The 22,993-nt window shown below is 72.0% G+C and carries 19 protein-coding genes; 11 read left to right on the forward strand and 8 right to left on the reverse strand.

Annotation, left to right across the window (positions count from 1 at the left end; all coding sequences use genetic code 11):
* The first annotated feature begins 189 nt into the window (after nucleotides 1-189).
* Together metK and ACGFU6_RS28825 are read left to right on the forward strand one after the other, a co-directional pair.
* Complete coding sequence (gene metK, locus ACGFU6_RS28820) at nucleotides 190-1,398, forward strand: methionine adenosyltransferase (protein ID WP_393615091.1); 1,209 nt, start codon at nucleotides 190-192, stop codon at nucleotides 1,396-1,398.
* A gap of 151 nt (nucleotides 1,399-1,549) precedes the next feature.
* Nucleotides 1,550-3,700: a primosomal protein N' gene (locus ACGFU6_RS28825; protein ID WP_393615093.1), complete on the forward strand. Its 2,151-nt coding sequence runs from the start codon at nucleotides 1,550-1,552 to the stop codon at nucleotides 3,698-3,700.
* A 154-nt stretch (nucleotides 3,701-3,854) separates the two neighbouring features.
* Here ACGFU6_RS28825 and ACGFU6_RS28830 read toward each other — a convergent pair whose 3' ends face one another.
* Nucleotides 3,855-4,403, reverse strand: a complete 549-nt coding sequence (locus ACGFU6_RS28830) for a hypothetical protein (RefSeq protein WP_393615094.1) — start codon at nucleotides 4,401-4,403, stop codon at nucleotides 3,855-3,857.
* Between the two features lie 241 nt (nucleotides 4,404-4,644).
* Between ACGFU6_RS28830 and fmt the strand changes: the two genes are divergently transcribed.
* From fmt to ACGFU6_RS28850, 4 genes are all read left to right on the forward strand, one after another.
* Complete coding sequence (gene fmt, locus ACGFU6_RS28835) at nucleotides 4,645-5,577, forward strand: methionyl-tRNA formyltransferase (protein ID WP_393615096.1); 933 nt, start codon at nucleotides 4,645-4,647, stop codon at nucleotides 5,575-5,577.
* 73 nt (nucleotides 5,578-5,650) lie between these two features.
* A complete protein-coding gene (locus tag ACGFU6_RS28840; RefSeq protein WP_393615098.1) occupies nucleotides 5,651-7,084 on the forward strand; it encodes an RsmB/NOP family class I SAM-dependent RNA methyltransferase in 1,434 nt (477 codons plus the stop codon).
* 133 nt (nucleotides 7,085-7,217) lie between these two features.
* Entirely contained in the window at nucleotides 7,218-7,901 is a 684-nt protein-coding gene (rpe, locus tag ACGFU6_RS28845) for a ribulose-phosphate 3-epimerase (RefSeq protein WP_393615100.1), read from the forward strand.
* Between the two features lie 164 nt (nucleotides 7,902-8,065).
* Nucleotides 8,066-9,082: a sugar-binding transcriptional regulator gene (locus ACGFU6_RS28850; RefSeq protein WP_123528341.1), complete on the forward strand. Its 1,017-nt coding sequence runs from the start codon at nucleotides 8,066-8,068 to the stop codon at nucleotides 9,080-9,082.
* Nucleotides 9,083-9,136: 54 nt separating this feature from the next.
* Here ACGFU6_RS28850 and ACGFU6_RS28855 read toward each other — a convergent pair whose 3' ends face one another.
* A complete protein-coding gene (locus ACGFU6_RS28855; protein WP_393615229.1) occupies nucleotides 9,137-10,153 on the reverse strand; it encodes a terpene cyclase in 1,017 nt (338 codons plus the stop codon).
* Nucleotides 10,154-10,460: 307 nt separating this feature from the next.
* Between ACGFU6_RS28855 and ACGFU6_RS28860 the strand changes: the two genes are divergently transcribed.
* The 5 genes from ACGFU6_RS28860 to ACGFU6_RS28880 all read left to right on the forward strand — a co-directional run bounded on the left by ACGFU6_RS28860 (nucleotide 10,461) and on the right by ACGFU6_RS28880 (nucleotide 16,946).
* Entirely contained in the window at nucleotides 10,461-11,927 is a 1,467-nt protein-coding gene (locus ACGFU6_RS28860; protein WP_393615101.1) for a GuaB1 family IMP dehydrogenase-related protein, read from the forward strand.
* Between the two features lie 221 nt (nucleotides 11,928-12,148).
* Complete coding sequence (locus ACGFU6_RS28865) at nucleotides 12,149-13,606, forward strand: aldehyde dehydrogenase family protein (RefSeq protein WP_393615102.1); 1,458 nt, start codon at nucleotides 12,149-12,151, stop codon at nucleotides 13,604-13,606.
* 137 nt (nucleotides 13,607-13,743) lie between these two features.
* The gene (locus ACGFU6_RS28870) at nucleotides 13,744-14,199 is read left to right on the forward strand and encodes an Lrp/AsnC family transcriptional regulator (RefSeq protein ID WP_363078040.1); all 456 of its coding nucleotides are present in this window, start codon (nucleotides 13,744-13,746) and stop codon (nucleotides 14,197-14,199) included.
* 198 nt (nucleotides 14,200-14,397) lie between these two features.
* Nucleotides 14,398-15,195, forward strand: coding sequence for a carbon-nitrogen hydrolase family protein (locus tag ACGFU6_RS28875; RefSeq protein WP_393615104.1), 798 nt, complete (start codon nucleotides 14,398-14,400; stop codon nucleotides 15,193-15,195).
* Nucleotides 15,196-15,245: 50 nt separating this feature from the next.
* Nucleotides 15,246-16,946: a flavin monoamine oxidase family protein gene (locus tag ACGFU6_RS28880; RefSeq protein ID WP_393615106.1), complete on the forward strand. Its 1,701-nt coding sequence runs from the start codon at nucleotides 15,246-15,248 to the stop codon at nucleotides 16,944-16,946.
* 6 nt (nucleotides 16,947-16,952) lie between these two features.
* On the opposite strand, the gene ACGFU6_RS28885 is transcribed toward ACGFU6_RS28880, so the two are convergent.
* From ACGFU6_RS28885 to ACGFU6_RS28910, 6 genes are read right to left on the reverse strand one after another with little or no spacing between them, the layout of a single operon-like run.
* Nucleotides 16,953-17,801 (reverse strand): fumarylacetoacetate hydrolase family protein, encoded by an 849-nt coding sequence (locus ACGFU6_RS28885; RefSeq protein WP_393615108.1) that lies wholly within the window; start codon nucleotides 17,799-17,801, stop codon nucleotides 16,953-16,955.
* Between the two features lie 55 nt (nucleotides 17,802-17,856).
* Nucleotides 17,857-18,882: a hydroxyacid dehydrogenase gene (locus tag ACGFU6_RS28890; protein WP_393615109.1), complete on the reverse strand. Its 1,026-nt coding sequence runs from the start codon at nucleotides 18,880-18,882 to the stop codon at nucleotides 17,857-17,859.
* Nucleotides 18,866-19,921, reverse strand: a complete 1,056-nt coding sequence (locus ACGFU6_RS28895) for a dihydrodipicolinate synthase family protein (RefSeq protein ID WP_393615111.1) — start codon at nucleotides 19,919-19,921, stop codon at nucleotides 18,866-18,868. Before ACGFU6_RS28895 ends, ACGFU6_RS28890 begins: the two co-directional genes overlap by 17 nt.
* An 8-nt stretch (nucleotides 19,922-19,929) precedes the next feature.
* Entirely contained in the window at nucleotides 19,930-20,958 is a 1,029-nt protein-coding gene (locus tag ACGFU6_RS28900; protein WP_393615113.1) for an NAD-dependent epimerase/dehydratase family protein, read from the reverse strand.
* Nucleotides 20,959-20,966: 8 nt separating this feature from the next.
* Nucleotides 20,967-21,917 (reverse strand): carbohydrate ABC transporter permease, encoded by a 951-nt coding sequence (locus tag ACGFU6_RS28905; protein ID WP_393615114.1) that lies wholly within the window; start codon nucleotides 21,915-21,917, stop codon nucleotides 20,967-20,969.
* 2 nt (nucleotides 21,918-21,919) lie between these two features.
* Nucleotides 21,920-22,825: a carbohydrate ABC transporter permease gene (locus ACGFU6_RS28910; protein WP_123528353.1), complete on the reverse strand. Its 906-nt coding sequence runs from the start codon at nucleotides 22,823-22,825 to the stop codon at nucleotides 21,920-21,922.
* Nucleotides 22,826-22,993 lie beyond the last annotated feature (168 nt).

Here is a 22,993-nt window from a genome sequence, read left to right on the forward strand (position 1 = left end):
CCGGGTTCTTCGGGGCTTGTGGAAGGTATCCGTCCGGCCGTGCCGCATGTCACAGAACTCCCAAAGGGCGAGACACGTTGTCCGGCAGCCGGAGCCGACCGATAAACTGGTCCTGGACCTTACCGGGCGCAGCTCCCGGCCCGTCCGCCAAATGATCAGCCAGCAGCCGCTGCAACCCCAGGGAGCGATGTGTCCCGCCGTCTCTTCACCTCGGAGTCCGTTACCGAGGGTCACCCCGACAAGATCGCTGACCAGATCAGCGACACCATTCTCGATGCACTCCTCTCCGAGGACCCGACGTCGCGTGTCGCCGTCGAGACCTTGATCACCACAGGTCAGGTGCACGTTGCGGGTGAGGTCACGACCAAGGCCTACGCCCCGATCGCCCAGCTGGTGCGCGACAAGATCCTGGAGATCGGCTACGACTCCTCCAAGAAGGGCTTCGACGGCGCCTCCTGTGGCGTCTCGGTGTCCATCGGCGCGCAGTCGCCCGACATCGCGCAGGGCGTCGACACCGCGTACGAGAAGCGGGTCGAGGGCGACGAGGACGAACTCGACAAGCAGGGCGCCGGCGACCAGGGCCTGATGTTCGGGTACGCCTGCGACGAGACGCCCGAGCTGATGCCGCTGCCGATCCACCTCGCGCACCGGCTCTCGCGCCGGCTGTCCGAGGTCCGCAAGAACGGGACCATCCCGTACCTGCGCCCCGACGGCAAGACCCAGGTCACCATCGAGTACGACGGCGACAAGGCCGTCCGGCTCGACACGGTCGTCGTCTCCTCGCAGCACGCCAGCGACATCGACCTCGACTCGCTCCTCGCGCCCGACATCCGCGAGTTCGTCGTCGAGCACGTTCTCGGGCAGCTGATCGAGGACGGCATCAAGCTGGACACCGAGGGCTACCGCCTGCTGGTCAACCCGACCGGACGCTTCGAGATCGGCGGCCCGATGGGCGACGCCGGCCTCACCGGCCGCAAGATCATCATCGACACCTACGGCGGCATGGCCCGCCACGGTGGCGGCGCCTTCTCCGGCAAGGACCCGTCGAAGGTGGACCGTTCGGCCGCCTACGCGATGCGCTGGGTCGCGAAGAACGTCGTCGCCGCGGGCCTCGCCGCCCGTTGCGAGGTCCAGGTCGCCTACGCGATCGGCAAGGCCGAGCCGGTGGGCCTTTTCGTCGAGACCTTCGGCACCGCCGTGATCGAGACCGAGAAGATCGAGCACGCCATCGGCGAGGTCTTCGACCTCCGCCCGGCCGCGATCATCCGCGACCTCGACCTGCTCCGCCCGATCTACGCCCAGACCGCCGCGTACGGCCACTTCGGCCGCGAGCTTCCCGACTTCACGTGGGAGCGCACGGACCGGGTGGACGCACTGCGCGGCGCCGCGGGCCTGTAGGTCCGCAGCAAGCCCTTCGCGCGGCGCACCGCCTCACCTGAGCCCGGACACCTTCATCGGTGTCCGGGCTCAGGTGCTGAGTCGGCGTCCGGCGGCGGCCGCGATGTCAGCGACGGCCGGAATGTCAGTGGGGTCTGGTAGGAATTTGGCTGTGAACAGCGACGACGAGCGGCCCGACGAGCCCGGCACCGGGGCTCCGGAGCAGCTTGCGCTGATTCGGGAGACGGTGCGGCAGGCCAAGGTGCCCCGCGCCAAACCGCGGACCTGGCGCGGTGCCGCCCTCGCCGGTGAGCTGCCCGTCGCCCGCGTCCTGGTGAACAAGGGCGCGCTCCACCTCGACCAGTACTTCGACTACGCGGTCCCCGAGGAGCTCGACGCCGTCGCCCGGCCCGGCGTCCGGGTGCGGGTGCGCTTCGGTGCGGGCGGGCGCAATGTCCGCGGCGGGCGCCGCGAGGGCGGCGGCCTGATCGACGGATTCCTGGTCGAGCGGCTGGCCGAGTCCGACTACGGCGGCGCCCTGGCCGCGCTCGCCTCCGTCGTGTCACCCGAACCGGTGCTCGGGCCGGAGCTCCTCGGCCTCGCCCGAGCCGTTGCCGACCGGTACGCGGGCAGCCTCGCGGACGTCCTGCAGCTCGCGGTGCCGCCGCGGAACGCCCGCGCCGAGTCCAAGCCCTCGCCCGAACCGCTGCCGCCGCCCCCCGTGCCCGCTCCCGGCACCTGGGCGCGGTACGGGCAGGGCGCGGCGTTCCTGGACGCGCTGGCCTCGGGCGGCGCCCCCAGGGCCGTGTGGACCGCCCTGCCGGGCCCGCACTGGCCGCAGGAGATCGCCAGGGCCGTCGCGGCGACCCTCGCCTCGGGGCGCGGCGCGCTCGTCGTGGTCCCCGACGGACGGACCGCGGGGCGGGTCGACGCCGCGCTCACCGGGATCCTCGGAGAGGGCCGGCACGCCCTGCTGACCGCCGGCTCGGGGCCCGAGAAGAGGTACCGCGAGTGGCTCGCCGTGCGGCGCGGGGCCGTCCGGGCGGTCGTCGGGACCCGGGCCGCGATGTTCGCTCCGGTCGCCGGCCTCGGCCTGGTCGCCGTCTGGGACGACGGGGACTCCAGCCACAGCGACGACAACGCCCCCTTCCCGCACGTCCGCGAGGTCCTCGAGCTGCGGGCCGCCCACAGCGGATGCGCCTTCCTGCTCGGTGGTACGAACTGCACCGTGGAGGCCGCCCAGCTCGTGGAGAGCGGCTGGGCGCTGCCGCTGCGCGCCGACCGGGAGCAGACCAGGATCGCGGCGCCGCTGGTGCGGACCGTCGGGGACGGCGAGCTCGCACGGGACGGCGCCGCCCGGGCCGCGAGGCTGCCGAGCCTCGCCTGGCAGACCGTGCGCGACGGACTGCGCAGCGGCCCGGTGCTCGTCCAGGTGCCACGTCGCGGGTACGCCCCGCGGCTGGCCTGCGAGCGCTGCCGGGAGCCCGCGCGCTGCCGGCACTGCGCGGGGCCGCTGGAGGCGCCCGACCAGCAGGACCTGAACTGCGCGTGGTGCGGCCGGGCCGAGACGTCCTGGCACTGCGTGGCCTGCGGAGCGCGTCGGCTGCGGGCCCAGATCGTCGGCGCCCGCCGGACCGCCGAGGAGCTCGGCCGGGCGTTTCCCGCCGTCCCGGTGCGGACCTCCGGACGTGACCACGTGCTGGACTCGGTACCGGACCAGCCCGCGCTCGTGGTCAGCACCCCGGGCGCCGAGCCGGTCGCCGAGGGCGGGTACGCGGCCGCGCTGCTGCTGGACGGCTGGGCGATGGTCGGCCGCCCCGACCTGCGGGCCGGCGAGGAGGCGCTGCGCCGCTGGACGGCCGCCGCCGCGCTGGTACGGGGGCAGCCCGAGGGCGGCACGGTGGTGATCGTCGCCGAGCCGACGCTGCGGCCGGTGCAGGCCCTGGTGCGCTGGGACCCGGTCGGGCACGCGCGCCGTGAGCTCGCGGAACGGGCCGAGCTGGGCTTTCCGCCGGTGTCCCGGATGGCTTCGGTGACGGGGGAGCCGCAGGCACTCGCCGCGTTCCTGGCAGCGGCGGATCTGCCGCCGGACGCGGAGGTGCTCGGCCCGGTGCCGGTCCCCGGCAGCGAGCCGGGACGGCCCCGCAGACCCTTCGACGCACCGCCGGGGGAGACCTGGGAGCGGGCCCTGGTACGGGTGCGTCCCGGCAGCGGTGCGGCGCTGGCGGCCGCGCTGAAGGCGGCGCAGGCGGCCCGGATGTCCCGGGGCGGTGGCGGCGGCGGGCCGGTGCGGATTCGGGTGGACCCGCCGGACATCGGGTGACGGTGGGGCGGGGGCCAAGGAAGGTGCGGGAGCGCCCGCTGGGCACGTTGTCCTCAACCGCCGGACGGGCCCGAGAGTGTGGGACCGCTGAACGGGCCTGCCCCGCCGGGCCGGGGCGCGGCGGGACAGGCCCGGTAGGAACAGCCGTCAGCCGTCAGCCGTTGCGCGGGCCCGGGAAGGCTCCCGGGCGCAGGTCCTCGCGCAGCGACGGGCGTTCCGCCGAGGGCTGCGGCGGCATGGAGCGCGCGGCCGGAACGGCGGGCAGCGCGGGGGCGACGGCGGAGCCGGGCACCACCGGCACCGGCGGGCGCTGCGCCACGGACTCGGCGGCCTCGGCCGCCAGCGGCTGGGGCGCCGCGCGCCGCGTGCCGTAACGGCGGTGGACCGCCTGTTTGGTGACTCCGAGCGCGGAGCCCACCGCGTCCCAGGAGAAGCCCAGTGAACGGTCGAAGTCCACCGCGGCCGTCACCAGGGTCTCGACACTGTCCCGCAGTTCCTGCGCCAGCCTGACGGTGGGGGCCGGGGCCCTGCCGTAGACGACGAAGCCGGCGGACGGGCCGGAGCGGCGCGGACGGTAGACGTTGCCCAGTTGGGCGGTGAGCGTGCGCAGCGCGTCCACCTGCCGCCGGACCCGCTCGATGTCCCGCACCAGAAGATGCAGGCTGGCCCGCGCTTGGGCGTCGTGGGTTGCGTGGTCGGCCATGAAGAAGCCTCTCGAACCGGCGTTGAAAGGGATCGGGCCGCACCGTGGCGGCTCGCTTCGGTCAATCTCACTTGACCAACGCCTCAGCCGGGGATCTGGTCACGCTCCGGGGGCGTATACGCACCCGCGAGGGGCGCGCAACCGTGCGTACGCCCCCTGGGTGGGCACCGGCCGCCGGGCCCATAGACTTGTGCGTTGCTCGTCACCGTAACGTTTCGGCCTGAGAGGCAGTCAGCCACCCATGAAGCTCGTCTTCGCAGGCACCCCCGAGGTAGCCGTACCCGCACTGGACGCACTGATCGCCTCCGGCCGGCACGAGGTCGCCGCCGTCGTCACCCGGCCCGACGCCCCCGCCGGGCGCGGCCGCCGGCTGGTGGCCAGTCCCGTCGCCGAGCGGGCCGAGGAGGCCGGGATCGAGGTGCTCAAGCCGGCCAGGCCGAGGGACGAGGACTTCCTGGCGCGGCTGCGGGAGATCGCGCCGGACTGCTGCCCGGTCGTCGCCTACGGGGCCCTGCTGCCCAGGACCGCACTCGACGTGCCCGCCCGGGGCTGGGTCAACCTCCACTTCTCGCTGCTCCCGGCCTGGCGCGGCGCCGCCCCCGTGCAGCACTCCGTCATGGCCGGCGACGAGGTGACCGGCGCCTCCACCTTCCTGATCGAGGAGGGACTCGACTCCGGACCCGTGTACGGCGTCCTCACCGAGGAGGTCCGGCCCACCGACACCAGCGGTGACCTGCTGACCCGGCTGGCGTTCGCCGGGGCCGGGCTGCTCGCCGCGACCATGGACGGCATCGAGGACGGCACCCTGCACGCCGTGCCGCAGCCCGCCGAGGGCGTCACCCTCGCGCCGAAGCTCACCGTCGAGGACGCCCAGGTCCAGTGGTCGGCGCCCGCCCTGCGCGTCGACCGGGTGGTCCGCGGCTGCACCCCCGCCCCCGGCGCCTGGACGCTCTTTCGCGGTGAGCGCCTCAAGCTGGTCCAGGCCGCGCCGGTCCTGGACCGCGCCGACCTGGCGCCCGGCGAGCTGTCGGCGGCCAAGAACAACGTCTACGTGGGCACCGGATCGCACGCGGTCGAGCTGCTCTGGGTCCAGCCGCAGGGCAAGAAGCCGATGCGCGCGGCGGACTGGGCGCGCGGGGTGCGCATCGTCCCCGGCGAGCTCGTCGGCAGCTGACGGACCGGCGGGCCGGGGCGGGGACGTAGGCTGGGACGGTTCGCCCTCTCACCATCAGCGGAGCACCTTTCACGTGAACGACCAGCCGCGTCGCCGTCCCGCCACCCCGCACCGCCGCCCGAAGAAGGACCCGGTCCGCTTCCTCGCCTTCGAGGCCCTGCGAGCCGTCGACGAGCGCGACGCGTACGCCAACCTCGTCCTTCCCCCGCTGCTGAAGAAGGCCCGCGCGGCGGGCGACTTCGACAGCCGGGACGCGGCGCTGGCGACCGAGCTGGTCTACGGAACCCTGCGCAGGCAGGGCACCTACGACGCGATCGTCGCCGCCTGCATCGACCGGCCGCTGCGCGAGGTCGACCCGCCGGTCCTGGACGTGCTCAACATGGGCGTGCACCAGCTGCTCGGCACCCGCATCCCGACCCATGCCGCCGTCTCCGCCAGTGTGGAGCTGGCCCGGGTGGTGCTCGGTGAGGGGCGGGCCAAATTCGTCAACGCCGTGCTGCGCAAGGTGACCGCCGACGACCTCGACGGCTGGGTGGCGCGGGTCGCCCCCTCGTACGAGGACGACGCGGAGGACCACCTCGCCCTCGTGCACTCGCACCCGCGCTGGATCGTCTCCGCGCTGTGGGACGCCCTCGGCGGCGGCCGCGCCGGCATCGAGGACCTGCTGGACGCCGACAACGAACGGCCCGAGGTCACGCTCGTCGCCCGCCCCGGCCGCTCCACCACCGATGAGCTGCTGGAGGCACTCGGCGAGGAGAACGGGCTCCCCGGCCGCTGGTCGCCCTACGCCGTGCGGATGGCCGAGGGCGGCGAGCCCGGCGCCCTGACCGCCGTGCGGGAGAGCCGCGCAGGGGTCCAGGACGAGGGCAGCCAGCTCGTCGCCGCGGCCCTCGCCAACGCGCCGCTGGAGGGCAGCGACACCCGCTGGCTCGACGGCTGCGCCGGACCCGGCGGGAAGGCCGCCCTGCTGGCCGCCCTCGCCGCCGGACGCGGCGCCGCCCTGCTGGCGGCCGAGAAGCAGCCGCACCGGGCCCGACTCGTCGAACGCTCGCTGGCCGGCAACCCCGGCCCGTACCAGGTGATCACCGCCGACGGCACCCGCCCGCCGTGGCGGCCCGGCACCTTCGACCGGATCCTGATGGACGTCCCGTGCTCGGGCCTCGGCGCGCTGCGCCGCCGTCCTGAGGCCCGCTGGCGGCGCCGCAAGGAGGACCTGGAGAGCTTCGCGCCGCTCCAGCGCGGGCTGCTGCGCGAGGCGCTGAAGGCCGTAAGGATCGGCGGCGTCGTCGGATACGCGACCTGCTCCCCGCACCTCGCGGAGACCCGGGTGGTCGTCGAGGACGTGCTCAAGGGCCGGGGCGGAGCGCCGGTCGAGGCCGAGTGGGTGGACGCCCGTCCGCTGATGCCCGGGGTGCCCGCCCTCGGCGACGGGCCGGACGTCCAGCTGTGGCCGCATCTGCACGGCACGGACGCGATGTACCTCGCCGTGCTGCGGCGTACCGGCTGATCAGGACCACCGACGGAGCGGCCGCCCCCGGACCGGGGGCAAATAGCCGGGAATGTGCGAACCGTAATGATCCCGTGAGGCTTTGGAGCGCACCGAAGCGGGGAAGTGCCGCAGAACATGGCAGGCTTGGCCCATGGCCCAGATCAACCCCAGCATTCTCTCCGCCGATTTCGCGCGTCTCGCCGATGAGGCGAAGGCCGTCGAAGGCGCCGACTGGCTCCATGTCGACGTCATGGACAACCACTTCGTGCCCAATCTGACCCTCGGTGTGCCGATCGTGGAGTCGCTCAGCAGGGCCACGGACACCCCGCTGGACTGCCATCTGATGATCGAGGACGCGGACCGCTGGGCTCCCCAGTACGTCGAGGCGGGCGCCGGTTCCGTCACCTTCCACGTGGAGGCCGCGGCCGCTCCCGTACGGCTGGCGCGGGAGATCAGGGCCAAGGGTGCCCGCGCGTCCATGGCGCTCAGGCCGGCGACGCCCATCGAGCCTTACGAGGACCTGCTCCCCGAGCTGGACATGCTGCTGATCATGACGGTCGAGCCGGGTTTCGGGGGGCAGTCCTTCCTGGACATCATGCTGCCGAAGATCCGCCGCACCCGTGAGCTGATCTCCAGGCACGGGCTCGAACTGTGGCTCCAGGTCGACGGCGGGGTCTCCGAGTCCACCATCGAGCGGTGCGCCGACGCCGGGGCCGACGTCTTCGTCGCGGGGTCCGCCGTGTACGGCGCGAAGGACCCGGCCGAGGCGGTGCGGGCGCTGCGCGCCAAGGCCGACGGGGCCACGGCCTCGGCGCCGTGGGCGTGCGGCCACTGACGCGGGCGGCGCGGCAGCCGGCCGCTCGGGCCTCCGATCAGCGGTCGGTCCGGCCAAGGGCAGATGAACGCGGTCCGACGGGACCGATCAAGGATCGCCGTATCTGACAGGATGAACGGCGTATCGAGAGCGTGAACAGCAGTGAGGAGAACGCGGTGTCTGCAATGTCGGCGGGCCGGTCCGCCCTGCGGATGGGGCCCGCGGAGCTGGTGCAGGCGGCGGCCATGGCCCGCCGCTTCTACCTCGAGGGCAAATCCAAGATCCAGATCGCGGAGGAGTTCGGCGTCAGCCGCTTCAAGGTCGCCAGGGTCCTGGAGACGGCGCTGGAGCGTGACCTCGTACGGATCGAGATCCGGGTCCCCGCCGAGCTGGACGCCGAGCGCTCCGACGCGCTCCGCGCCCGCTACGGGCTGCGCCACGCGGTCGTGGTCGAGTCCCCGGCCGAGGAGCAGGACGACGCCGCCGATCCGGAGAACCTGGGCGAGGTCGCGGCCGACCTGCTCGGTGAGCTGGTGAACGAGGGCGATGTGCTCGGACTCGCCTGGGGCCGGTCCACCATCCACATGGCCGCCGCCCTGGACCGGCTCCCGCCGTGCACGGTCGTGCAGCTCACCGGGGTGTACGACGCGGGCACCGCCGAGCGCGGCTCGGTCGAGGCGGTCCGCCGGGCCGCACAGGTCTCCGGCGGCGAGGCCCACCCCATCTACGCGCCGATGCTGCTGCCCGACCCTGCCACGGCCGCCGCGCTGCGCCACCAGACGGGGATCGCCCGCGCCTTCGAGTACTTCGACAAGGTGACGGTCGCCGCGGTGTCCATCGGCTCCTGGGAGCCCGGTATCTCCACGGTCCACGACATGCTGTCCGACGAGGAGCGCGAGCACTACGCCTCGCTCGGCGTCGCCGCCGAGATGTCGGCGCACCTCTTCGACTCGGAGGGCCGGCGGGTCGGCCGGGACCTCGGTGAGCGGTGCATCACGGTCGAGGCGGACCGGCTGCGCCGGATCCCCGAGGTGGTGGCGATCGCGGGCGGCCAGCGCAAGGCCGCGGCGATCGGAGCGGTGCTGCGGTCCGGCCTTGTCACCAGCCTGGTGACGGACACGGCCGCCGCCGACTACCTGCTGACCGATTCGGCCGCGCCGCGCAGGCCCGCACTGGAGCGGACCGACCCGGACGGGGAGTGAGCGAAGGGGGGCGGGGGCGGTAGCGCCGCCCCCGCCCCCCTTCGTGCCCGGGGATCAGTCCTGCCGGACGCCCAGGACCGTCGCCTCCAGGTACTGCTCGGGCTCCTTGTACTGGCTGACGTCGGCCGGGTTGTAGCGCGGAGTCTGCCGGGACCAGTCGAGGTTGCCGCGCATCCAGCTCCGCATCCCGTCCAGATACGGCTCCAGCATCCAGTCGAGCTGCGGATACGCGCTGAGCAGCTCGGCCTCCGCGGTGAGGAAGCGCTCGGTCTCGGCGGCGATCTCCGCACAGACGTGGTCGAGCGACTGCTGCTTGCCGTACCCGCGGTGGTGCCGGACCAGGTGGACGAGGTTGTGGATCTCGCCCAGGACCTGTTCCTTCTCGTACGAGTACACGTCGTTGGCCCAGCACACGACGTTGCACGAGGCCTTGAGGGCGGTGATGAACCGCGGATCGTTGTGGATCGACTCGGGCGCCTCGATACCGGCCACGATCTCTATCAGGTCCATGCAGACATGTATCGCACCGGTGTGGCGGCGCTTCTCGATGTACGTCGCCTCGGCCGGGACCACGCCGTCGGCCCGGTTTCCGGCCTCCCAGGTGGTGGCGGTGGTGAGGTAGGTCATCAGGTGGTAGGTGAACCGGCGCCGCCACTGCGGTGCGGCGGCCGGCACCGTGCGATCCCACAGATCGACCAGGGCCACGACGGCGGCCGGCAGCTCCTCGCCCGGGGGCCTGCCCCCGCCCTCGACGACGGAGCGCATCGTCTCGACCACGCTGCGTACCCGGTCCGGGCTGCGGCCGAGGTGGCCGTCGTCCAGCTGGTCGTCGACGAGGAAGAGCCAGACGAACCAGTCGGCGACGAGGTCCAGGTTCTCGCTGTCGGCGGTCGGGTACACCATGCCGACGAAGGCCCCGAAGTCCGCCTGCTCGAAGCGCTCCCTGGCTGAATCCCGGTGCACCAGACCGGTGTTCCGGGTCCAGCTGTCGAGATGCTCCCGTACGTGCCCGACGTGCGGGTTCGTGCGTTGGGGGAACGGGCAGTAGATGTCCGGCAGTTCGCTCTCCACGGGCGGGTCGTGATCCTCTCCGGTCGTGCCTGCGACGGAAGTTGTGAGCATTGCGCCAGTGCCTCCGGGGCAGCTGGCTGACCGGCGGGACCTGCGCGTTTGAAGCTACCTGACCCCTTGTCACCAGGTCCAGGGATGATGATCCCGAATGATCGGCAAGCCGTACGGGTAGGGTCTGTGGGTAAGGCAGGTTCCACTTGCCCGGGACTCCCGACCTTGTTCCTCGGAGGAACATACGAAGGTGGGAGTCGTTTGTTGTGTCTTCGTGGAAACGACCTGCGCCATTTCGTATGAAAAAATGAGTGTTATGCGTTTTCTTGAGCCCGGCACCGGTCGATACACAGAGTCCCCCTCGGTCCCGTACGACCTCACGTACGACGATGTCTTCATGGTTCCGGGCCGGTCGGCGGTCGGATCCCGCCAGGGGGTCGACCTGTCCTCGCCCGACGGCACCGGCACCACCATCCCGCTCGTCGTCGCGAACATGACGGCGATCGCGGGCCGCCGGATGGCCGAGACGATCGCCCGGCGCGGCGGTCTCGTCGTCATTCCGCAGGACATCCCGATCGAGGTCGTCACCGAGGTCATCGCCTGGGTCAAGACGCGCCACCTCGTGCTCGACACACCCATCGAGCTGGCCCCCGGCCAGACCGTCGCGGACGCACTGTCCCTGCTGCCCAAGCGCGCCCACGGCGCCGGTGTCGTCGTCGACAGCGAGCGGCGGCCCGTCGGTGTGGTCACCGACCACGACCTGACCGGCGTCGACCGCTTCACCCAGCTCTCCGAGGTCATGTCCAGGGACCTGGTGCTGCTGGACGCCGGCATCGATCCGCGCGACGCGTTCAACAAGCTCGACGGCGCCAACCGCAAGCTCGCCCCCGCGGTCGACGCCGAGGGCCGTCTCGTCGGCATACTCACCCGGAAGGCGGCACTGCGCGCCACGCTCTACACCCCCGCGACCGACGCGAACGGCAAGCTGCGGATCGCCGCCGCCGTCGGGATCAACGGTGACGTGGCCGGGAAGGCCAAGCAGCTCCTCGACGCCGGCGCCGACACCCTGGTCGTCGACACCGCGCACGGTCACCAGGAGTCCATGATCAACGCGGTGCGCGCGGTCCGCGCGCTGGACCCGCAGGTGCCGATCGTGGCCGGCAACATCGTCGCCGCCGAAGGCGTGCGCGACCTCATCGAGGCCGGCGCCGACGTCATCAAGGTCGGTGTCGGACCCGGCGCCATGTGCACCACCCGGATGATGACCGGCGTCGGCCGGCCGCAGTTCTCCGCGGTCCTGGAGTGCGCCGCAGAGGCGAAGAAGTACGGCAAGCACGTCTGGGCGGACGGTGGCGTCCGCCACCCGCGCGATGTCGCCATGGCGCTCGCCGCGGGCGCGTCCAACGTGATGATCGGTTCCTGGTTCGCCGGGACGTACGAGTCGCCCGGCGACCTCCAGCAGGCCGCCGACGGCCGCTTCTACAAGGAGTCCTTCGGGATGGCGTCCGCGCGCGCCGTGAAGAACCGCACCTCCGACGAGTCGTCGTACGACCGGGCCCGCAAGGCGCTCTTCGAGGAGGGCATCTCCACCTCGCGGATGTTCCTGGACCCGACCCGTCCCGGCGTCGAGGACCTGGTCGACTCGATCATCGCGGGCGTCCGCTCCTCCTGCACCTACGCCGGTGCCGGCTCGCTGGCGGAGTTCGCCGAGAAGGCCGTCGTCGGGGTGCAGAGCGCCTCCGGATACGCGGAGGGCAAGCCGCTGCACTCCAGCTGGAGCTGACCCGCGCCACCGCACCGTCCCCGCTGCCCCTTCCGGCCGTTCGCGCCGGAAGGGGCAGCGGCGTTCCGGGGCAGCTCAGGGACCTTTCCGGGCGGCTCGCGAGGGGCGTCGGGGTGTCCGGATCCGGGTGCGTGTGAACGCGTTCACGCTATCCAACTCAGTTGAAAATTAAGTAACATGAACCCCAATCAGCTGCCCGCCTCTCTGCGGTAAGGGATCTCATGTCCTTCTTCACCGACCTGGCCCATCAGTACATCGACGGCGAGTGGAGGCCGGGCAGGGGCTCGTGGGACATCATCGACTTCAACCCCTTCGACGGGGAGAAGCTCGCCTCGATCACGGTCGCCACAGCCGACGAGGTGGACCAGGCGTACCGGGCCGCCGAGAGGGCCCAGCAGGCGTGGGGCGACACCAACCCCTACGCCCGGCGGGCCGTGCTGGAGAAGGCCCTGCGCATCGTCGAGGACCGCGAGGCCGAGATCGCCGACGCGATCGTCGCCGAGCTCGGCGGCACCCGGCTCAAGGCGGCGTTCGAGCTGCACCTGGCCAAGGAGTTCCTGCGCGAGGCCGGCCACCTCGCGCTGCGGTCCACCGGACAGATCCTGCCCTCACCGACCGAGGGCAAGGAGAACCGCGTCTACCGGGTGCCCGCCGGGGTCATCGGTGTCATCAGCCCGTTCAACTTCCCCTTCCTGCTGTCGCTGAAGTCGGTCGCCCCCGCCCTGGCCCTCGGTAACGCCGTGGTCCTCAAGCCGCACCAGAACACGCCGATCTGCGGCGGCACCCTGGTGGCCAAGGTGTTCGAGGACGCCGGGCTGCCCGCCGGACTCCTCAACGTGGTGGTCACCGACATCGCGGAGATCGGTGACGCGCTCCTGGAGCACCCCGTTCCGCAGGTCATCTCCTTCACCGGGTCCGACAAGGTCGGGCGGCACGTCGCGACCGTGTGCGCCACGAACCTCAAGCGCTCCGTGCTCGAACTCGGCGGCAACAGTGCGCTCATCGTGCTCGACGACGCCGATGTGGACTACGCGGTCGACGCGGCGGTGTTCAGCCGGTACGTGCACCAGGGGCAGGTCTGCATGGCCGCCAACCGGATTCTCGTCGACCGGTCGGTGGAGCGGGAGTTCACCGAGAAGTTCGTGGCCAAGGTCGCCTCGCTGCGCGTCGGCGACCCGGCCGACCCGACGACCCAGATCGGCCCGCTGATCAACTCCACCCAGGCCGAGGCGATCACCGCGCTCGTCGACCAGACCGTGGCGGCCGGTGCGACCGCGCTGCTGCACGGGCAGGCCGTCGGCAACCTCGTGAGCCCCTCCGTACTGACCGGCCTGGCGGCCGACTCCCCGGTGCTCTCCCAGGAGATCTTCGGCCCGGTCGCGCTCCTGGTGCCGTTCGACGGCGAGGACGAGGCCGTCCGGATCGCCAACGACACCCCCTACGGGCTGAGCGGCGCGGTGCACACCGGCAACGTCGAGCGGGGCGTCCGGGTCGGGCAGCGGATCCGCACCGGCATGATCCACATCAACGACGGCACCGTCCACGACGAGCCGATCGTCCCCTTCGGCGGCGAGAAGAGCTCCGGACTCGGGCGGCTCAACGGCGACTCGATGCTCGACGCCTTCACCACCCAGAAGTGGATCTCCGTACAGCACGGGCGCTCGCAGTTCCCGTTCTGACCCCGCCCCACCTGCGGTGAGCGCGCCCCAGGGGTGCGCCCGTGGTCTACTTCGGGGGCGGCACCGCCGCCCCCGAACCGGCCCTCGCCCTGGCTGTCACCCGGCCATCGCCATCGCAGAGAAGTGACCCGTACGACGTGCGACTGAACGACCTCGACGAACGCATCGTCCACGCGCTGGCCGAAGACGCCCGTCGCTCCTACGCCGACATCGGCTCGATCATCGGGCTGTCCGCGCCCGCCGTGAAGCGGCGGGTGGACCGGCTGCGCGCCGAGGGCGCGATCACCGGGTTCACCGTGCGGGTGGATCCGGCGGCGCTCGGCTGGGAGACCGAGGGGTTCATCGAGATCTACTGCAGCCGCAACACGTCGCCGGAGTCGATCAAGCACGGCCTCGCCCGGTATCCGGAGGTCGCCTCGGCGTCCACCGTGACCGGGGACGCCGACGCGATCGTTCAGGTGTTCGCGGCCGACATGCGTCACTTCGAGCAGGTCCTGGAGCGGATCGCGGGCGAACCGTACGTGGAGCGGACGAAGTCCGTACTGGTGCTCTCGCCGCTGCTGCGGCGGTACTCGTCGGGGTCGCCGGCGTAGCCCCGTCCTCCGGCAGCGGTTCCGTCCTCGAACGCCGGACCGGCCCGATTCCGCCGGTCGCGCAATGAATCGCTGTGCCGGTGCGACCGGACGCAATGGATCAATGGTCCATGCGCAACGCTCGCGCCTTGTCCGGGGGGAATCGCGGACCGTACCGTCAATACGTCCCCGCCCCGCCCGCACCGCCCGAGGTCAGCCATGCCGCCGTTGCGCACCGCCCTGCTCCAGAGCTCCGGAATCCCGGGCTCGGTGGCCCGTAACACCGAGGTGCTCGACGACGCCGCACGTCGCGCCGCCGCCGGCGGTGCCCGGCTGCTCGTCTGCCCCGAGATGTTCCTGACCGGGTACGCGATCGGGGACGACGTGCCCCGGCTGGCCGAGGCCGCCGACGGGCCCGCGGCGCACGCCGTCGCGGCGATCGCCGCCCGGCACGGGATCGCCGTCCACTACGGCTACCCGGAGCGGGACGGCGACACCCTGTACAACGCCGCCCAGCTCATCGGCCCCGACGGCACCCCGCTGGCGAACTACCGCAAGACCCACCTCTTCGGCGGCTTCGAGCAGCACTGGTTCACCCCCGGCGAGCAGCCGGTCGTCCAGGCCGAGCTGGACGGTATCCGCATCGGCCTGATGATCTGCTACGACGTCGAGTTCCCGGAGAACGTCCGGGCGCACGCGCTGGCCGGCACCGATCTGCTGCTGGTCCCGACCGCCCAGATGCACCCCTTCCAGTTCGTCGCCGAATCGCTCGTCCCCGTCCGTGCCTTCGAGAACCAGCTGTACATCGCCTACGTCAACCGGACAGGCCCGGAGGGCGAGTTCGAGTTCGTCGGGCTGAGCTGCCTGGCCGGCCCCGACGGCACGGTCCGCACCCGGGCCGGGCGCGGCGAGGAACTCGCACTCGCGGACGTTGACCCGGCGCTGCTGGCCGCCTCCCGGGCCGCCAACCCGTATCTGCGCGACCGCCGCCCCGGTCTGTACGGCTCCCTCGTCTGAGCCCGCCGCTCCGCTCACCCTCACCTTTTCCCGCAAGGAGTCCGTACCCCATGACGTCCACGGTGCCCACCGCCGTCCAGCACACCGAGGCGGCCCCGCCGATCACCATGTTCGGGCCGGACTTCCCGTACGCGTACGACGACTTCCTCGCGCACCCCGCCGGGCTCGGACAGATACCGGCGACCGAGCACGGCAGCGAGGTCGCGGTCATCGGCGGCGGGCTCTCCGGGATCATCACCGCGTACGAGCTGATGAAGATGGGCCTGCGGCCCGTCCTGTACGAGGCCGACCGGATCGGCGGGCGGCTGCGCACGGTCGAGTTCGACGGCTGCACCGTGGACGGGGAGCCGCTCACCGCCGAGATGGGCGCCATGCGCTTCCCGCCGTCCTCGACCGCACTCCAGCACTACATCGACCTGGTGGGGCTGGAGACGAAGCCGTTCCCCAACCCGCTCTCCCCGGCCACCCCGTCGACCGTCGTCGACCTGAAGGGCGAGTCGCACTACGCCCGCACCGTCGACGACCTTCCCCAGGTCTACCGCGACGTGATGGAGGCCTGGAACGCCTGTCTGGAGGAGGGCGCCGACTTCTCAGACATGAACCGGGCGATGCGCGAGCGCGACGTGCCGCGCATCCGCGAGATCTGGGCCCGGCTCGTCGACAAGCTCGACAACCAGACCTTCTACGGCTTCCTCTGCGACTCCGAGGCCTTCAAGTCCTTCCGGCACCGCGAGATCTTCGGCCAGGTCGGCTTCGGCACCGGCGGCTGGGACACCGACTTCCCCAACTCCATCCTGGAGATCCTGCGCGTCGTCTACACCGAGGCGGACGACCACCACCGCTCCATCGTCGGCGGCAGCCAGCAGCTCCCGCTGCGCCTCTGGGAGCGCGAGCCGGAGAAGATCATCCACTGGCCGCTGGGCACCTCGCTGGCCTCGCTGCACGACGGGGAGCCGCGCCCCGCCGTGACCCGGCTGAACCGCACCGCCGGGAACCGGATCACCGTCACCGACGCCACCGGCGACATCCGCACCTTCCGGGCGGCCGTCTTCACCGGGCAGTCCTGGCTGCTGCTCTCCAAGATCGACTGTGACGACGCGCTCTTCCCGATCGACCACTGGACGGCGATGGAGCGCACCCACTACATGGAGTCGTCCAAGCTGTTCGTCCCGGTCGACCGGCCGTTCTGGCTGGACAAGGACGAGGTGACCGGCCGCGACGCCATGTCGATGACGCTCACCGACCGGATGACGCGCGGCACCTACCTGCTCGACGACGGCCCGGACAAGCCCGCCAGCATCTGCCTCTCGTACACCTGGTGCGACGACAGCTTGAAGTGGCTGCCGCTGTCGGCCGCCGAGCGGATGGACGTGATGCTGAAGTCGCTCGGCGAGATCTACCCGGGCGTCGACATCAGGAAGCACATCACCGGCAACCCGGTGACGGTCTCCTGGGAGAACGAGCCCTACTTCATGGGCGCGTTCAAGGCCAACCTGCCCGGTCACTACCGCTACCAGCGGCGGCTGTTCACCCACTTCATGCAGGACCGGCTGCCCGCCGACAAGCGGGGCCTGTTCCTGGCCGGCGACGACATCTCCTGGACGGCCGGCTGGGCCGAGGGGGCCGTGCAGACCGCGCTGAACGCCGTCTGGGGCGTGATGGCCCAGTTCGGCGGCGCGACCGACACGGCCAACCCCGGCCCGGGAGACCTCTTCGACGAGATCGCCCCGGTCGAACTCCCGGAGGACTGAGGCCGGTTACCCGGGCCGGCAGACGCTGCGCTGCCGGCCGAGGCCGGAGATCTCGATCTCCATCACATCGTCCGGGCCCAGGTACGGGAAGCGGCCGGACAGGGCCACGCCCTGCGGCGTACCGGTGTTGATGACGTCTCCGGGCTCCAGCACCAGGTACTGCGACAGATGGTGCACCAGATGCGCCACGCTGAAGATCATGTCCGCGGTGGAGGAGTCCTGCCGTGGCTCCCCGTTGACATGGCTGGTCAGCCGCAGCCGCTGCGGGTCACCGACCTCGTCGGCCGTCACCAGGACCGGGCCCAGCGGGTTGAACGTGGCGCAGCTCTTGCCCTTGGACCACTGGCCGCCCGACTCCTCCAGCTGGAAGGCGCGCTCCGAGACGTCGTTGCTGACCGCGTAGCCCGCGATGTGGGCGGCCGCGTCGGCGGGGGAGTCCAGGTAGGAGGCGCGGCGGCCGATCACGACGGCCAGCTCCACCTCCCAGTCGGTCTTCTTCGAGCCACGGGGGATCAGCACGTCGTCGTACGGGCCGACGACCGTGTTCGGGGACTTGTAGAAGAGGATCGGCTGCTCGGGCGGCTCGGCACCGGACTCCGCCGCGTGGGCCGCGTAGTTCTGCCCGATGCACAGGAGCGCGGAGGGCCGGGCCACCGGGGCGCCGACCCGCTCCCCGGTGATGTCGGTCTCCGGGAGCTTCGGCTCGGCGGGGATCAGGTGCGGCTTCTCGGCCAGCGCGGCGAGGAACGCGCCGTCGATGTCGTCGGTGATGCCCGACAGGTCGTAGTGGCGGCCCTCGGGGCAGACGAGGACCGGGCGCTCCCGGCCCGGCTCGCCTATGCGCATCAGTCGCATGAAGGGTGGATCTCCTGACAGGTGCGGGTGCGGGAACGGGATTCGTTACGGGGTGTCAGCGCAGCCGGACGAGCGCCTCGGCGCTGACGGCGTGGACCGGCGGGCGCCCGGCGAGCAGCCGCAGCACCTCGTTGACGGCACTGGTGCCAAGACGCTGCCGGCACTCGACGCTCCCGGCCGCCTGGTGCGGGGTGAGCAGCACGTTCGGCAGGGAGCGGAAGGGGTGGTCGGCCGGCAGGGGCTCGGCGTCGAAGACGTCGATCGCCGCGTCCAGCCGGCCGGTGGTCAGCTCGGCCAGCAGCGCGTCCTCGTCGACCAGCCACGAGCGGGCGGTGTTCACCAGGCCCGCCCCGTCCGGCATCAGCGCCAGCTGCTCCGCGCCGATCATCCGGTGGGTCTCCTCGGTGACCGGTGCGTGCACGGCCACGATCCGGCTGCCGGAGAGCAGCGTCTCCAGCGGTACGGACCGCACGCCGAGCTCCTCGGCACCGGCCTCGGAGAGATACGGGTCCGTGACGCTGACCCGTGCGCCCATCGCCCGCACCATCCGGATGTAGGCGCGTCCGGTGCGGGAGGCGCCGAGCACCCCGATGTCGCTGCCGTGGATCTCGTGGCGCGGCGGTGCCTCGCTCGCCGCCGCCCAGTCCTGACCGCCGCGCAGGGCGTGGTCGAAGCGCTGGATGCGGTGGAGCAGCGAGAGGGTGAAGGCGAGCGCCACCTCGGCGACCGGGCGGGCCATCTCGTCACCGGCCTGGGTGACCAGGATGCCCCGCCGGAACACGTCCTCGGTGACGTAGGGCGCGACCGCCGAACCGGTGTGCGCCACCAGCTCCAGCCGGTCCGCGTGGGCGAGGAGCCCGGCGTCCACCTTGGGCGCCCGCCAGGACAGGATCAGCGCGCGGGCGCCGGGCAGCGCCGCCTCGAGCGCTTCCCGGTCGCGGTGGTCGTCGAGGACGGTCAGTGCGGCGGCCCGCTCCAGCTCCTGCCACACCTCGGCGGTGAAGAACTGGTCGCGCAGGTGCGGCGGTACGGCGACGACCACCCGGGACGAGCGGTCGGCGGTTTCAGGAGAGCCAGGCATCGAGGTGCTCCGCAACGAAGGCGTCATCGGTCAGCCAAGGGTAGGCCGCAGCCACCCGGGTGATCTCCTCGGCCTGTCCGGGGGAGAGCGTCTCGGCCGGGTCCAGGCAGCGGATGTTCGCCAACAGGCCCTGGCGGCGCAGCACTTCGTGCACCCCGGCGATGCAGCCCCGGAACGCGTTCCGGACGTCGAAGACCGCGCTGTTGGCGTCGGTCAGCTCGGTGCGGCGGGCCAGGCAGCGGACCGTCGCTTCGTGGTCCCCGGCGCGGGCCAGCCGGATGTCGTCCAGGAGGGTGACCGCGGAGCTCGTCCACACCGCCCACTGGCCCAGCAGCCCGCCCGCGAACCAGCGCCGCGGGCCGGCCGCCGCCCCGTACGGGGTGAGCAGGTCGCCGATGATGTCGTCGTCGTTGCCGGTGTACAGCGCCACCTCGCCGGCCCGGTCGGCGGCGGACACCGCCCGTACGACATCGGCGGTGCGGTAGCGGTCGAAGGGGGCGATCTTGACGGCGGCGGTGTTCGGCAGGTCGGTGAACGCGGACCAGAAGCCGGGCGACAAGTACCGTCCGCCCACCGCCTCCTGGAGGTAGAACCCGATGACGGGCAGGACCTCGCCGACCGCCCGCGCCCGCTCCAGCAGCCCCTTCTCGTCCGCGCCGGGCACGGCGGGGGAGAGCAGCACCGCGTCGTAGCCGAGTTCGGCGGCGGTGGTGGCCTCGGCGACGGCCTGCGCGGTGTAGCCGCAGGCACCGGCGACCTTGACGAACGGGCGGCCGGCCTCGGCGTCGATCGTCTCGGCCGCGAGCTCCAGGACGGGCCGCAGCAGCCCGACTCCGGGTTCGCGGATCTCGAACTGCGTGGTGTGTACGGCGACGGCGGCGCCGCCCGCCCCGGACGCCAGGTAGTAGCGGGTCAGCGCGCGCTGGCGGCGCTCGTCGAACGTGCCGTCGGCGTGCAGCGCGAGCGGGTGGGCGGGTATCGCCGCACCCCGGGCGAGCAGATCCAGAGCGGGGGTGGACAGGCGGGAGGGAGTGGACATGGAGTGGATCAGAACCTTCCGTCGCGTACCTGGAACTTGGTGGGCTTGCCTGACAGCGGGAGCCCGCGCCGCAGCCAGTCGGCCTGCCACTCGACCAGGGTGCGCAGCGCGACGTCCGGGTAGCCGAAGAGGGCGTGGCAGCGGCTCGCGTCGGAGAGCAGCGCGGTGGGCGCCTCGGTCCCGGCGAGGACCGGCTCCCGGTCGAACTCCTCGCCGAACCACTGCGCGATGCGGCGCACCGAGGCGGTCTCGGGGCCGGTGAGGTTGAGGGTGAAGGGCTCGCCGTCGGTGGCGTGCAGGAGTGAGCGCAGGGCGATCTCGTTGGCGTACCCCTGCCACACCACGTTGGCGTGACCGGTCGTCACATCGACGGGCTCGCCCGCCCGCACGCGGTACGCGATGTCGGCGAGGACGCCGTAGCGCAGGTCGACCGCGTAGTTGAGCCGGATGTTGGCGACCCTGGTGCCGAGGGTCAGCGCGGCGTGGCCGAAGATCCGCTCCCGGCCGAGGCACGACATGGCGTACTCGCCGACCGGGCCGACCGGGTCGGTCTCGGTGCAGCCGCCCGAGGAGACGGGCACCAGCGGGTACACGTTGCCGGTGGAGAACGCGGCGATCCGGGCGCCGGACCAGCGGCGTGCCACCCGGTCCGGCATCGCGGCGTTCACCGCCCAGGCGAGCGAGGGCGCCCCGGCGGAACCGAATTTGGCGCCGACCATGAAGACGACGTTCCCGGCGTCGGGGAGCCGGGTCAGATCGGCGGCCGGGTCCATCAGGTCGAAGGCGACCGTGCGGACCCCGGCGGCCTCCAGCTCGTCCGCGGCGGCCTTGTCGGACCAGCGGGAGACCGCGTACACGCTCACGTCGGTCCGGCCCGCGGCGTCCAGTGCCCGGCGGGCCAGCCGGCACAGGCTGGGGCCCATCTTGCCGCCCGCGCCCAGGACCAGCAGATCGCCCTCCAGGCGGCCGAGGCCGGCGACGAGTGCGGGGGAGGGGGTGGCGAGCCGCTCTTCGAGTGCGGCCTCATCGGTGAACATATGGCTGGCTATCCCTTGATTCCGGACGCGGTGACGCCCTCGGTGAAGTAGCGCTGGCCCACCATGTACGCGGCGAAGATGGGCACGAACGCGATGACGGAGCCGGAGAGCACCACATTGAGCGGCACGTTCTGCTGCTGGAGCGAGGCGATGCCGACGGTGAGGGTGCGCATGTCGGTGGACTGGCCGATGACCAGCGGCCACAGGAAGTCGTTCCAGTGCCACAGGAAGACGAAGACGCCGAGTGTGGCGAGGATCGGCTTCAGCAGCGGCAGCACGATCCGGTAGAAGATCTGCCACTCGCTGCACCCGTCGAGCCGGGCCGCCTCGAAGAGTTCGTCGGGCAGTCCCTGGATGAACTGCCGCATCAGGAAGACCGCCTGGGCGTTGGCCAGGGTCGGCACGATCAGTCCCCAGTACGTGTCGACGCCGCCGAGCTTCGCGATCATCGCGAACGTCGGGATCATCGTGACGTGGTACGGGACCATCACCATCGACAGGAACGACCAGAACATGGCCTCCCGGCCCGGGAAGCGCTTCTTGGCGAACGCGTACCCGGCGAGCGAGGCGAGCAGCAGCACGCCGACGACCGAGACGACCGAGTACATCAGCGTGTTGAAAAGCCAGCGCGGTACGTCCTGGGCGCCCATGACGGTGTCGTACGCCTCGCCGGTCAGCGGCCAGGGCAGCAGACTGCCGGGGAAGTCGACCGCCGCGGACGGCTTCAGGGAGAGCACGACCATCGCGTAGAACGGGAAGACGGTCACGAGCGCGGCGACCGTCAGCAGTGCGCCGCGCGCCATCCGGCCGGCCAGGGTCGGGCGCATGCCGTACGGGACGGTGTCCCGCTCGGAGAGTTTGCGCAGCCTGCGGATCTCCCGGCGCTCCGCCCGGTCCGGGGGAGCCGGGGCCTTGCGGACGGGCGGGGCCGCTTTCGTCTCTTCGGGTGCCGTTGTCATGGTCACTGGTCCTTCCCGATCACGAGCCGCTGGATCACCGCGACGACCACGGTCAGCACGAAGAGCGCGACACCGATGGCCGAGGCGTAGCCCAGGTCGAAGTACTTGAAGCCCGCGTCGTAGAGCTGGAAGACGAGCGTGTAACTGGCGTTGGCGGGACCGCCGCCCGTCATGGTGTAGACGGCGTCGAACACCTGGAACGAGGCGGTCGTCTCGATCACGGCGAGGAAGAACAGGGCGGGCTTGAGCTGCGGCAGCACGATGTACCGGAACCGCTGCCAGGGGCCTGCCCCGTCGGTGAGCGCGGCCTCCTCCAGTTCGCGCGGGATGTCCTGCATCCGGGCGAGCAGGATGAGCATCCCGTAGCCGAAGCGGGACCAGACGCCGACGAGCGCGAGCGCGGGCAGCACCAGCACGTCGTCGGAGAGCCAGGAGCCCTCGGACAGCCCGAACCAGCCCATCAGGGTGGACCACGGGCCGCCGGTCGAGAAGATCCAGACGAAGACGGTGGCGGCCAGTACCAGCGAGGTGACGACCGGCAGGAAGAACACCGACCGGAAGAACTTGGCGCCGCGGAACGCGCGGCGGGTGATCAGTGCCAGGCAGACCGAGGCGGCGAGCGTGCCCGGTACGGCGATCACGGTGTACAGGACCGTGACCTTCAGGGCCTGCCAGAACAGCGGATCGGCCCACAGGCGGGTGAAGTTGTCGAACCCGATGAAGCTGCCGCCGCCGGTGAGGGAGTAGTCGGTGAAGCTCATCAGCACACCGGCGACGCCCGGACCGAACCGGAAGGCGAGGAACAGCAGGAAACACGGGAGGACGAAGAGCAGGCCGATCCGGGCCTCGCGGCGCGCCTGCGGCCCGCTGCGACGGCCCCGGCGGGTGGGTTCCGCGACGACTGCCACGGGGATCTCCTTGCGGTGCGGGGGAATTGCGGGGGGTTTGGGGGAGTGCCCCAGGGGTCGCGGGGGGGGGGGGGCGGGGCCCCCCCCCCCGGGGTAAGCGGGCGCGCACAGCCAGGGCCGCCGGCTGGGCCGGGTTTTACGCGGCCGAGGGGGGGTTATTTGAGAGAC

It is taken from the genome of Streptomyces sp. NPDC048462, assembly GCF_043200175.1.
Classification (GTDB): domain Bacteria; phylum Actinomycetota; class Actinomycetes; order Streptomycetales; family Streptomycetaceae; genus Streptomyces.